This window comes from Granulicatella sp. 572.rep1_STHE (assembly GCF_001073445.1).
In the GTDB taxonomy this organism is placed as follows: domain Bacteria; phylum Bacillota; class Bacilli; order Lactobacillales; family Aerococcaceae; genus Granulicatella; species Granulicatella adiacens.
The window spans coordinates 24,359-37,368 of record NZ_JVBO01000045.1 but is presented as its reverse complement, the minus strand read 5'-3'; the positions used below and the strand labels follow the sequence as shown (position 1 = coordinate 37,368).

Annotated in this window: 10 protein-coding genes; 1 reads left to right on the top strand and 9 read right to left on the bottom strand. The window is 40.9% G+C overall.

The genetic code is table 11. The features are described from left to right. Nucleotides 1–54 precede the first annotated feature (54 nt). The 5 genes from ADH99_RS09620 to uvrB form a co-directional block, all read right to left on the bottom strand. Nucleotides 55–1,800 carry an ABC transporter ATP-binding protein gene (locus ADH99_RS09620; protein WP_049554365.1) on the bottom strand — a complete coding sequence of 582 codons (1,746 nt, stop codon included), beginning with the start codon at nucleotides 1,798–1,800 and terminating at the stop codon, nucleotides 55–57. Beyond that, the gene (locus tag ADH99_RS09615) at nucleotides 1,797–3,527 is read right to left on the bottom strand and encodes an ABC transporter ATP-binding protein (RefSeq protein ID WP_049554364.1); all 1,731 of its coding nucleotides are present in this window, start codon (nucleotides 3,525–3,527) and stop codon (nucleotides 1,797–1,799) included. The genes ADH99_RS09620 and ADH99_RS09615 overlap by 4 nt, the downstream gene beginning before the upstream one ends. A 517-nt stretch (nucleotides 3,528–4,044) precedes the next feature. Continuing rightward, nucleotides 4,045–5,037 carry an aspartate-semialdehyde dehydrogenase gene (locus ADH99_RS09610; protein WP_049554363.1) on the bottom strand — a complete coding sequence of 331 codons (993 nt, stop codon included), beginning with the start codon at nucleotides 5,035–5,037 and terminating at the stop codon, nucleotides 4,045–4,047. 37 nt (nucleotides 5,038–5,074) lie between these two features. Beyond that, nucleotides 5,075–5,719: an MmcQ/YjbR family DNA-binding protein gene (locus ADH99_RS10145; RefSeq protein WP_005607282.1), complete on the bottom strand. Its 645-nt coding sequence runs from the start codon at nucleotides 5,717–5,719 to the stop codon at nucleotides 5,075–5,077. Nucleotides 5,720–5,731: 12 nt separating this feature from the next. Further along, nucleotides 5,732–7,714 (bottom strand): excinuclease ABC subunit UvrB, encoded by a 1,983-nt coding sequence (uvrB, locus tag ADH99_RS09600; RefSeq protein WP_049554362.1) that lies wholly within the window; start codon nucleotides 7,712–7,714, stop codon nucleotides 5,732–5,734. A gap of 181 nt (nucleotides 7,715–7,895) precedes the next feature. Here uvrB and rpsT point away from each other — a divergent pair, with 181 nt between their 5' ends. After that, nucleotides 7,896–8,150 carry a 30S ribosomal protein S20 gene (gene rpsT, locus ADH99_RS09595; RefSeq protein WP_049554361.1) on the top strand — a complete coding sequence of 85 codons (255 nt, stop codon included), beginning with the start codon at nucleotides 7,896–7,898 and terminating at the stop codon, nucleotides 8,148–8,150. A 447-nt stretch (nucleotides 8,151–8,597) separates the two neighbouring features. Here the strand turns inward: rpsT and ADH99_RS09590 are convergent, their stop codons facing one another. From ADH99_RS09590 to ADH99_RS09575, 4 genes are read right to left on the bottom strand one after another with little or no spacing between them, the layout of a single operon-like run. Further along, entirely contained in the window at nucleotides 8,598–8,876 is a 279-nt protein-coding gene (locus ADH99_RS09590; protein WP_049554360.1) for a hypothetical protein, read from the bottom strand. A gap of 40 nt (nucleotides 8,877–8,916) precedes the next feature. Next, nucleotides 8,917–9,936, bottom strand: coding sequence for a DNA polymerase III subunit delta (gene holA / locus ADH99_RS09585; RefSeq protein ID WP_049554359.1), 1,020 nt, complete (start codon nucleotides 9,934–9,936; stop codon nucleotides 8,917–8,919). Nucleotides 9,937–9,983: 47 nt separating this feature from the next. Further along, on the bottom strand, nucleotides 9,984–12,311 hold the full coding sequence (locus ADH99_RS09580) for a DNA internalization-related competence protein ComEC/Rec2 (protein ID WP_049554358.1): 2,328 nt from the start codon (nucleotides 12,309–12,311) through the stop codon (nucleotides 9,984–9,986). Next, complete coding sequence (locus tag ADH99_RS09575; protein ID WP_049554357.1) at nucleotides 12,308–12,952, bottom strand: helix-hairpin-helix domain-containing protein; 645 nt, start codon at nucleotides 12,950–12,952, stop codon at nucleotides 12,308–12,310. Before ADH99_RS09575 ends, ADH99_RS09580 begins: the two co-directional genes overlap by 4 nt. Nucleotides 12,953–13,010: the final 58 nt, after the last annotated feature.

The window sequence follows — 13,010 nt, the reverse complement described above, 5'->3', positions numbered from 1 at the left end:
CAGCAAATCAAAGAAGCGTAGACTCTATAAAAAGAGTCTACGCTTCTTTTTAGTTTAATGTTGCCACTGACTTTGATAGAGATTGTAGTAAAAACCACGTTGCTCCATCAAGCTGGCATGATTTCCTTTTTCAATGACATGTCCGTCTTTTAAGACGAGAATCACATCTGCTGTACGAATCGTCGACAAGCGGTGCGCTACGATAAAGCTCGTGCGTCCTTCCATCAAATGTTGGAAAGCTTCTTGAATTTTCAATTCGGTACGTGTATCGATAGAAGACGTTGCTTCATCTAAAATCAGCATATTCGGTTGTCCCATCATGACACGCGCGATGCAGAGCAATTGTTTTTGCCCTTGTGAGAAGTCCCCACCGTCATCTGAAATCACCGTATCATACCCTTGGGGAAGACGGCTCACAACCCCATGAATATGGCAGAGTTTAGCGATGCGAATCATCTCTTCTTCGTTAATCGTCGGGTTTCCCATCGTGATGTTCTCACGAACAGTTCCCGTTTGAAGCCACGTTTCTTGAAGCACCATTCCGAATCCATTACGCAATGAATGGCGCATGATGTCTTCAATCGAATGGCCATCGATGGCTAATTTTCCACTATTAATTTCATAGAAACGCATCAATAAGTTAATTAATGTTGTCTTCCCACTTCCGGTTGGACCGACAATCGCCACGCGTTGCCCTGGTTTAACATCCAGCGAGAAGTCTTCAATCAGCGGTTGGCCTTTCACATAAGAGAAGTCCACATGGCTAAATTCCACTGCTCCGTCAAAGCTTTCTGGAGACACAGCACCTTCCCGCTCTGGACGTTCAGAAGGTTGTTCTAATAGTTCAAATACACGGTTGGCACAAGCTATCGCATTTTGAAGTTCGGTAATAACCCCTGAGATTTCATTGAATGGTTTCGTATATTGGTTAGAATAACTTAAAAAGGAAGAAAGTTGTCCCACCGTTACGCCTCCTTGAATGACAAAGAAGGCTCCAAAGACGCCTACTACGGTGTACACCATATTGTTCACAAACCTTGTACCTGGATTAGTAATCGCTGAATAGAAAATGGCCTTTAGAGAAACATCCGTTAACTCCTTATTAATCACCGAGAAGTCCTCGATGACTTTTTCTTGTTGCTGGAAGGCCGTCACCACTCGTGTCCCCTCAATCATCTCATTCATATAGGCGGTTTGGTCTCCACGAATTTCAGATTGTTGTTTAAAGAAATGATAGGATTTTTTCGCGACAAAGCTAGCCATTACAAAGGATACTGGCGTTATCACCACTACCACGAGCGTTAGTGTCACATTCACGCTCAGCATAAACACTAAGGTTCCTAGTATCGTCATCACACCTGTAAACAACTGCGTGAATCCCATCAACAGTCCATCCGCAAATTGATCCGCATCCGCGATGATACGGCTCTCGATTTCTCCAGCTGGATGAATATCTAAATAACTGAGCGGTAATGTCTCGATTTTTTCAAGCGCGTCTCTACGAAGGTCACGCACAACCGAGTAAGTCATCTTGTTATTGCTAAGGTTCATAAACCACTGCGCAATAGCTGCCACTGCCGTAAAAAGTGCAATCTGCCATAGGATGGCAAATAGTCCTTCATAGAAGACTTGCCCGGTGTCCAGCATTTGGTCCACGGCTTCCCCGACTAATTTTGGAATCATTAACGTCCCAAATACATTCACACTTGCCAAAAGAATGGACGCTACAAAGTAAATTCGGTAGCGACGGATGTAGCGGAGGACTTTACGGACGGTTTCCCATTGAGTTTTCTGTCTCACGCTTCATCCTCCTTTGGAAATTGTGAATAGTAAATTTCTTGATAAATTTCGTTATTGGCTAATAGCTCTTCATGCGTGCCCTTGCCGACCAGATTCCCTTCATCAAGCACAAGAATTAAGTCTGCGTACTGCACAGAAGCCGCCCGTTGCGACACGATAAAGGTTGTTGGACGTGGCGTTTGGTTCTTGATGGCCTCACGTAATTTTGCATCGGTCGCAAAGTCTAATGCCGAAGCACTATCATCTAAAATTAAAATTGGTGCTTGTTTCGCAATCGCACGGGCAATCGTCATCCGTTGCTTTTGCCCACCTGATAAGTTGCGTCCATTTTGTTCAATGCCATAATCCAGTCCGCCTTCTTTCGTTTCAACAAATTCGCTGGCTTGAGCGACACCGAGTGCCTGTTCTACGACTTCACTTGAAGCAGATGCATATCCAAAACGGACATTGTCGGCAATCGTTCCACGGAAGAGTTGCGCCTTTTGCAAGACCATTCCGACTGCGCCACGAATCGATGCAAATCGGTAGTCACGAACGTTTTCCCCGAACACCTCTACACTTCCCTCGGTCGCATCATAGAAACGAGGAATCATATTCACAAGAGACGATTTCCCACTACCAGTTCCCCCGATAACGCCGATAGTTTGTCCTTTTAAAGCAGTGAAAGAAATATGGTTGAGGGCTGCATTTTGGTCCCCTTGATATGTCAGCGTCACGTCTTTAAACGCCACAGCCAACTCATTATCTGTATGAACGTCTTTGGTTCCTTCGACCATATCCGGTTCCATCGATAAAATATTGTCAATACGCTCAGCACTCGCAACGGATTTCGTCATTAACACGATAAGATTGGCTAATTTTACAAGCTCCACTAGAATTTGTGACATATAGTTTGTTAAGGCGATGACGTCCCCTTTCGACAACGTTCCTGTATCCACTTTTATCGCCCCACTATATAAAATGACGATGAGCGCTACATTCACAATCACAAACGTAATAGGGTTCATAGCTCCTGATAGAGCACTCACCTTTTGCTGCGCCTGATTCAACGCTTCGGTATCTTCTCTAAAGGTATGAATTTCTTTTCCTTCACGGTTAAATGCTCGAATCACACGAACGCCTAGTAAATTCTCGTGCACGAGACGCATAATACGATCTAGTTGCCCTTGAACACGGCGATACATTGGAATCGTCCAATAAATAATCCCGAATACAACGACTGCTAAAATCGGCACCGTAATGGCAAACGTCCACGCCATTTCCACATTCACGACAAATGCCATTACAATCGCCCCACCGACGATAAACGGTGAACGTAGCAACAGACGCAGCGCGATGTTTAACCCGTTTTGTACAAGATTCATATCGCTCGTCAAACGTGTCAGTAAAGTGTCATTTCCGAGCGCATCTAGTTGCGAGAAACTGAAGTATTGAATCTTTGAAAAGAGCGCCTGCCTCACATCGGCCGTAAATCCAGTCGCCGCTTTTGCTGCATAATATTGGGCCGTAATGGACACGACGACCCCTAAAATCCCAAGGACGATTAAAATGGCTCCTTGACCAAGGATTAAAGAGGTATCTTGGTTTCCAATTCCTTTGTCAATGATGACTGCCATTATAAGCGGTACTAATAACTCCAAAATTGCTTCGAATAATTTAAATAAAGGTGCCAATATTGTTTCTTTCAAATATGGCTTTAAATAAGGTTTTAATCGATTCACAATCATACTTCCTTTTACATCAATAGTACTTTTATTGTATCACAATTTATGCCGTGCAAAAGCAGAATCCCTCGCTTCCTGTTTTTGATTATAAAGGATGTAACAATTATGTTACGTAACAAAAATGTTACGCTCACCTTTAAATTTCTAAAAATGCATCATTTTTAATACGTATCATAAACGATACATCTCATTTTTCCATCCTCAACAAAACCTTTTTTAACCTAACCGTTGAGTGTAGTGGAGTAAATAATCATTAGAAGACTGGGTAACTTTTGCTTATTAGAAAGTTGATTACGAAAAATCTTACGGATTCTATAATAGCCATAACGTGGAATGGCATTAAATGCGCAAAAGGGAGCGTAGGAATTTTATTCCGTACGCTCCCTTTGAGGCTTTAAAGGTGAGAGACCTAGGCTCGAACCGGTGCAACGTTATAGCTATTATGAAGATATCCGTAAGGATTTGGAGTAATCAACATTATTCACTATACTGTCACCCAAGTGCCCAGTCTTCTATTTCATTATTTACGTAAATTGTGCGCTTCAATGTACTCCGCAATTTGGATAGCATTGCTCGCAGCACCTTTACGAATATTGTCGCCCACACACCAGATGTGGAAGCTGTTTGGTTGTGAAATGTCACGGCGAATACGTCCCACGTACACTTCATCATGTCCAGTTGCTTGTAATGGTGTTGGATACACATTTTCCTCAGGTTTATCTAATACGATTACGCCTGGTGCTTTTGCTAATAATGCACGAATTTCTTCCGGTGTTGTATCTTTTTCGAAAGTCACATTGATTTCTACAGAGTGTGAGTTATATACAGGTACACGCACACAAGTGGCTGTCACAGCTACATCGTCTGACAAGCCAAGAATCTTGCGAGTTTCTTGAATCATTTTCATTTCTTCTTTTGTATAGCCGTTTTCTAAAAATACATCGATATGAGGCAATACATTATTGTAAATTGGGTGTGGGTAGTTTGTTGGAGCCTCCCCTTTTTCCCCGTTTCTTAAATCGTTAATCCCTGCTTGTCCAGAACCTGAAACAGCTTGGTAAGTTGTATAAGCCACACGTTTTAATCCAAATGCATCATGCAATGGACGTAATGGCACTACCGATTGAATCGTTGAGCAGTTTGGATTTGCAATAATTTTGCGCTCTAATGTTGGTGCGTTACATTCCGGTACGACTAAATCAATCTCTGGATCCATTCTCCATGCGCTTGAGTTATCGATGACAATCACGCCGTCACGTTCTGCGATGGGCGCAAATTTCAATGAAGTGCCGCCTCCTGCTGAGAAGATGGCGTAGTCAATATCACGCTTGAAGGAGTCTTCCGTTAATTCTTCGACTACATACTCTTTTCCTCTAAACTGTAGTACTTTTCCTGCTGAACGTGCTGATGCAAGTAGATATAAGTGGTCTACTTGTAAATCACTTTCTTCTAAACGTTCAATCATTTTTGTTCCAACGACCCCTGTCGCTCCTACAATTGCAATATTTACCATAAAAAAATCTCCTTTTGCTAAAACGCTATGTTGAAAATTATAACGAACCTCTTTTAGAAAGTAAAGAATTGTCTTTCTTTGCAACACATTTGTAGCTGAAATAAATACACTCTTTGATGAGTGCTTCATCTGTGCATACATTCAGCGCAATTGAAATCCAATGCTTTTTATTCATATGATACACTTCAAAGAAACCTTCATTCGTTAATAGCTTTTCCTTCGTGTCAGGATCAATTTTCACATTCAAGATTAACACTCGCTCTTCACTTGCAACCCCTAATTTATGGAACGGGATTTCCGTCATCAAGGCATAGCACTTTCCTTGCTCTTCTACTCTAAACATCGTCGCTGAAGACCTTTTGAACGGTTGAGAACTAAAAGGGACAATATTGCAATGAATCCAATCCGTCCATTTTTCCTTTGTGGCGCTCAGTTCTCCTTGAAGAGGATGAATCCACTTGGTAGCAATTTCACCGGCTTCTTCTCGAAGAGCTTGGGCAATACTACTTCCTGTTGTTTCTACATCAAACAAAGTGTATCGTTCATTAAACTCATCTAAAACAATGATTTCTAATCCTTTTTCTTTTGTGGCACTGACAATATAGAAGGAGAAACCTTCTATATTGCTAAGAATTGTTTCTCCTTCATGTTCTGTCAGGTCTTCTTTTAAATTCCATTTCATTGAATAAACCTCTTATAATTTATACTCAGCTCTTAGCTCTAAAATCACATCACGCAGATCAGCCGCTTTTTCGAAATCTAGTGCTTTGGCAGCTGCACGCATATCCAATTCAAGCAACTCGATGGCTTCGCGTCTTTGTTCTTGCGACATTTTCTTGAAGTCTTTTGCGGTGCTTGGAGCATCTTCTTTTTCCACTTCATGTGTAATCGCGATTAAATCACGAATATTCTTCACGATGGTCTTCGGAACGATGCCGTGTTCTTTATTATAAGCCTCTTGCACACTACGACGACGGTTTGTTTCATCAATCGCTCGTTGCATAGAGTCGGTAATCTTATCGGCATACATAATCACTCGGCCATTTGCATTTCGTGCGGCACGTCCAATCGTTTGCACTAAAGCTCGCTCACTACGTAGGAAGCCTTCTTTATCGGCATCTAGTATCGCCACTAGAGAGACTTCTGGTACGTCTAGACCTTCACGAAGCAAGTTGATTCCGACCAATACATCGAATTCTCCTAATCGCAAGTTTCGGATGATTTCAGTACGTTCCAATGTCTTAATATCACTATGAAGATACTTCACTTTAATGCCTACTTCTTCTAGGTAATCGGTTAAATCTTCAGACATTTTCTTCGTAAGCGTCGTAATAAAGACACGCTCATTCCGTTCAACACGTAAATTGATTTCACTAATTAAGTCATCAATTTGCCCTTTAATTGGACGAACTTCCACAGGTGGATCGAGCAAGCCTGTCGGACGAATGATTTGCTCAGTGACTTTTGGCGTATGTGCTAATTCATATGGACCTGGAGTCGCCGAAATATAAATAATTTGTGGAACTTTCTCTTCAAATTCTTCAAATCGTAACGGACGATTATCTAGCGCACTTGGCAATCTAAATCCGTACTTAATTAACTGCTCCTTACGCGCTCGGTCCCCATTATACATTCCACGAATTTGAGACATTGTAATATGAGACTCATCCACCACAAAAAGTGCATCTTTTGGAAAGAAATCAAGCAATGTATACGGTGGTTGACCTGGCTTTCTTCCATCCATATGGCGAGAGTAGTTTTCAATCCCATTACAATATCCCATCTCAAGGAGCATTTCAATATCGTAATTGGTTCTTTGCTCTAAGCGCTGTGCTTCGAGTAACTCATTATTGTCCCTTAATTCTTTTAAGCGGAGGGCGAGTTCTTCTTTAATCGTTGCAACCGCCTTAGAGATTTGGTCTTCATTCGCGACAAAGTGAGTTGCAGGGAAGATTGGAACATGCTCTACCGTTGCCTTAATTTCTCCCGTCAACACATCTACTTCTTTAATCGCTTCGATTTCATCTCCAAAAAACTCGATTCGAAATGCCGTCGCATCATGTCCAGCGAGGAAAATTTCGACTACATCGCCTCGAACTCGGAATGTTCCCCTTCTGAAATCATAGTCGTTGCGCTCAAACTGCATTTCAACTAAACGACGCAGCAATTCATCTCTTTCTATTTCCATTCCTTCACGAAGAGACAATACATGATCGCGGTAGTCTTCTGGATTTACCAACCCATACATAGAAGATACAGAAGCAACTACAATGACATCTCTTCTTTCTAAAAGCGCGCTTGTCGCAGAGTGGCGCAACTTATCGATTTCATCATTGACACTCGATTCTTTTTCAATATAAGTATCACTAGAAGGCACATAGGCTTCTGGTTGGTAGTAATCATAATAAGAAACAAAATATTCGACCGCATTCTCTGGAAAGAACTCTTTTAACTCTCCATATAATTGCCCTGCTAATGTTTTATTATGAGCTAACACTAATGTCGGTTTATTTACTTCTTTAATTACATTAGCAATCGTAAATGTCTTCCCAGTACCTGTCGCACCAAGAAGTGTCTGTTCTTTAACGCCCTTATTAAGCCCTTCCACTAATTCCTGGATGGCCTGAGGTTGATCTCCTTGTGGCGTATACGGAGCCACTAGTTTAAATTCATTCATACCTTCACCTCTTTTTTCGATTCTTTTCCATTATACCATCAATAAACAATATTTACCGCCAGCTTGCACACTCCCAACCCTGTACCTTGCTTGCATTTCATACTGGACTTTTGTATAATAGTCCGTGTTGGAAACAACTGATCAGTGATTATACATGTAAAATGAAAGAGGGGTGAACCCATTGCCAAATATCGCATCACAAATCAAACGTGTTCGTACTAACAAAAAGTCAACACTAGCAAACAACTCACAAACTTCTGCTATGCGTACTGCTATCAAAAAATTCGAAGCTGCAGTAGCTGAAGGTGCTGAAAATGCTGAAGAATTATTACGTGCTGCTCACAAAGCAATCGACGGAGCTGCTTCTAAAGGATTAATCCACAAAAACAAAGCTTCTCGTGACAAATCACGTCTTACTGCAAAATTAAGCAAATAATAATTAGCCTGAGAATTGATCTCGGGCTCTTTTTTTATGCTCAAAAATAGGAACGCCTCACGGGTAACGAATGAAGAGCTTGGAACATCCCCTTCGAACTCCTCTGGATTTTTCATCGGTATCATCATCATGGCACCACCTTGAGCCGAAGTCTCAAGGTTAGCAAGCTTCAAACTGAGGCTAAGTGAAATTCACTAAGCCTCAGTAATTCACATTGCTTTCTAGTTCATGACGATGATTCCGATGAATCCAGGGAGTTCTTCGTTTGTGTTCTACTCTAATACGGTATCCGTGAGGCGTATATTATTAGAGATGAAAAAGAAGTCCGAACAATAGGACTGCTCCGGGAAAGAAAAGAGAGCCCGGGCAATTCAAAGGTTAAGGGAAAGAAAAAAAGAGAGTGCCGGGGAAAGAGGTTTGGATTCCTCCCCTGGCACTCTGCTTTTATTAGACAGATAAGTCATCGATAAATTGTTTGGCTTCGGCTAAGCCCATTCCTGTTTCGTCACGTAAGTCTTTGATTGCTTGAATAAGGCGACCGTCGCGTTTTAATGTACGTAAGTGTTCTTCGAGTTCTTCTGGGATATACTCTACTTGTTCGTTAGATGAACGATTAGTATTCGAATAGGAACTTTCTCTATTAGAAACATTGTTTGTTTTTACCTTTACATAACTTAGTAATACTAACACTACAACTGCAGCGATAATAATAATCATTGGACTCATACATATTCCTCCATATTGTATATTTGAATTTTATTGTTTTCTACGCGCAAAACTGTAAGATAAACCATTCCAGTTGCATCTCTTTAATGCCTACACTTGTCTTTAGAGCATATTCTGTGTCGACCAATTGCATAAAGGCCTTTTCTAAAAGGGGCAACCCAAATCTTCTGGATTGTTGCAGGGCTATCTTCACACGGTACGGATGTACGCCCAGTGTCTTTTGGATTTCTGGCTCTTGATACCCTTCTCTTTTCAAGTAGGACACTTGAAGCAATAATCGAAACTGACCTAGAAGAATCGCATTCATCTTTAAGGGGTCTTCTTTTTGTAGTAACATATCGTGATAGATTTGGAGCGCCTTGACTCCTTCTTTTTTCAAAATCGATTCCCCGAGTTCAAAAATATTCTGTTCCAATGTTTTGGCGACTAAACTCTCGACTAATTCCAGTGGTATCATTTTTGTATCAATGGAAGCAATCATCAGTTTATCCAATTCTTTCATACTATTCGTTAGTGAATATTGCGTTTTAACGAGTAATGTCTCCAGCGCTTCTTCTTGGATTGTGTACTGGTGGTTACGCAGAGAATCTTGAATATACTGTTTAACATCTCTCTCCGTTAGTTCACTAGCATCTAATAAAACCGCCACTTTCTTTAACTGTTTCACGATTTTCTTTCGTTGATCCAACTTATCATACGGAGCAAAGAATACCATCACAGAACTTTCCATCGGATTTTCTAAATAGGCTTGCAACCTTTCTAATTGATGATCCATTGATTTTTTCTCTTTTTCCCCTGTAAAAAAGCTTGGATTATCAACCAGTACTAATCTTCTCTCTCCAAAAAAAGGAACCGACTCTGCATCTTGAATAGCTGTTTGAATAGAGACTTCCTCCATATTGAATCGTCCCACATTCAAGTCTTGATCTTCAGGAGCCACAATGGTCTCTAAAAACACTTTCCGTGCAAGTTCTTGTAAATACGGTTCTTTTCCTTGAACTAAATAAACCAGATTCACTTGCCCGTTTTTAATGCGATCGAGTTGTTTCTCAAATTCCATCTTTCCGCCTCCTGTCCTTTAAGTTTATCTTGAAACGTGGACTTTGTCTATTCTTTCAATTTTTGACGTTTTTTCGAGAGTTTCGTAGAAATTTCAATCTGTTCTTTTCTAAAATCAAGACGAATTTGTCCATCTTGATCCGTGCGGAAAATATGAGCGTGTATTCCATTTAACCTTCCTATCGTCTCGATTGAAGGATGGCGATAACGATTATTCTTCCCGCAAGAAACCAAGGCAATAGAAGGGGAAGCTTTTTCTAGCAATGCTTGGCTTGTAGACGTTCGGCTTCCATGATGCCCCACTTTCAAAATTGAGAAATTCAAGTTGGGAGCATCCTTTAGAATATTGTCTTCTACTTTTTCAGAAGCATCGCCAGTGAGTAACACGGTATGCTTTTGAATCGTTAGAAGCGCTACAATTGAATCGTCATTTTCGCCTTTGGAAGTATCTTTTGGCCACAGAATTTGCCACTTCATTTGGTTCCATTTCCACTCATTTCCCGAAGAAACCAACTTCCACCGTATAGACGGATAGTCTCTTTTCATTTGTTGCATCAACGGAAGTTTCTCCATCCCTCTTCCAATCACCATTTCTTTGATTTTAATATGCTGTGCGATTGCTTGAAGATTTCCGACATGATCTTCGTCTCCATGAGAAAGCATTACTTGCGACAATTCTGAAAGTCCTTCTGCTTGAAGAGCAGGAATGACGGTTGTGTCTCCTTGAGGTTTTCTCTTGCGCCTTTTCCATTCTTCTTTGGAGGCAAAATCGCTCAATCCACCCGTATCGATTAATGTCGCTTGATTCCATCCTGGAGCCATTACTAAAATCGAGTCTCCTTGTCCGACATCTATCATTATTAATTCATTTCCCCAATGATAGGGAACTTCTATCAGAAGTAAAATAAGAGCCCCCAAACAAAAGAGTCCTTTTTTTACCGTCATCTTCCTTCGTTCATATAGCACAAGAGCGAAAAGAATCAGCAAAAAATAACCGATCCACTCCCATGATTCCCAAATCCCAAATGTAAACTTTGTAAAAGTGAACTTCTGACAAAAGGTTAATACTTGAGTGAGCCCCGAAAGAAGCGCTTCTCCTAGAAAGCAACTAATAGCCACAAAATCCCCCCACCCCGATAATACCGCAATCAAATAAATCGTTAATAAGGGGAATAGAACCCCTTCAAACAATAGGGAGAATAATGCAGTAAGGACGATGCTGAGAATATTCCAATAAAAGAAATATTGACAGACGAGTGGCAAAGCTATAACACTCACTCCTATTGGAATCCACAATGAAGCGTTGACTTTAGGAAGCACACTCTTTTGCCACTTGGATAATAAAAGAATTACTGCGCTAAGAACATAGCTTAATTGAAACGCGACATTCCAAAGAATTCCTGGCCAAAGGAGGATTGAACCAATCACCATCCCTAAAAGGCTCCACAGTTGAGAGTGATGACGAAGAGGTGTCCATCGTTTCAAAAGAATCGAGAGAATCACCATTCCAATCGCGCGTGTCCCACTAATGCCCCATCCGATAACAACCCCATAGAACAGAACAAAGCACATTAATACACCATCCGTTTTCTCGCGGGTAATCCCGCACCTCCAACAAAACTTTTGCAGAACCGAAACCATTAGCGAAATATGAAGCCCCGAAATCGCTAATACATGCAGGATTCCTAATTGTTTGTACTGTTCCCAAACTTCTTCATCAAAACCTGATTTATCCGCAAGAAGCAATGCTAATGAATATTGTTTGACCTGGTTTTCCTTCTGCGTGCGCACTTGATGTAGCAACCAGAAACGAAGATTTTCAATAGCAGCATGGATTCCTTTGACAGCGACTTTTCTACTTGATAGGCTCTCAATTTTGAAAGAATGAAGAATCCCCAAACTCAAATAGTGATTTTTCGCATCGAAATTCCCTTTATTTCGAGCAAGTTCGATTTCCTCAACAGTTCCTTCGACAGATACCTTTACCACATGATTCAGTTCTAGAAGCACCTTTTGCTCCTCTTCTGAAGTAAACGTATAACGAAAAAATACTCTTTCACTCTTTCCTTCTGCTTCTAGAAGTGCAGTTCCTGTTAACAAATCCCCATTCACTTTGAGGTGATGGGGATTTAATATCATTTGCCCATGAAGAGGTTGTGAAGGGTGAAAAGGAGTTTGTGTAATAGCCTGGACATAATAGAATGAGCGAATAGAAAAAATTCCAACGACTATTAGACCCATTGCTTTTTTTCGTACTGATTGTTCACGGATAAGACCCACTACGATTAGCAGTAAAGGAAGAACAAAACCTACTTTCCCGACTGAAAAAACAATCATCGCCGTCCCAATCACGCATGCAAGAACAAAGTAAATCATTGGACAATCACTCTTTCCTGAAATGATTCATATAATTTCTTACCAATCCCTCTCACTTTCATCAGCTCTTCTTTGTTTTTAAAGGACCCATTTTTCTTTCGATATTCTATAATGGCTTCTGCCTTTTTCTCCCCAATCCCTTTTAATGTCTTCAATTCTTCAACGGTTGCTGTATTAATATTGACTTTACCTTCTTTTCCAACTTCCTTTTTTTGAGACGTGGGCGCTTGATCGAGCTCCGAATTCACTTCTTCTCCCTTTTTGGGGACTACAATCACCATTTGATCCTCTAAGAGTTGCGCTAAATTCAATTTTTGATCATCTGCTAATGGAGTGAACCCTCCTGCAGCCTCAATGAGATCTTTCACTCTATTTTCTGCTTTCATTTGATAGACTCCGGGGTGGTGAACTTCTCCTTTTACATCTACATAAATGACGGTCGAAATAGTTGTTTTATCTTCTACCTCTTGAGGCAGAATGGTTGTCTCCGCTAGGGATGTGGCAGCTTCTTCCACCTCTTCCCCTTGGCGATTCATCCAAAAAAGCCCCATCCCGATAATGAGGCAAATACATAAAACACCAACTTTTATTTTCGAATCCATTTCTTCCCATTTATCTTTCCATGCATCAAAAAAAGCCATTTTTCTCACTCCTTAAAAAGATTACTCCAATTAAAGATATGAGAAAAATGACTCTCCT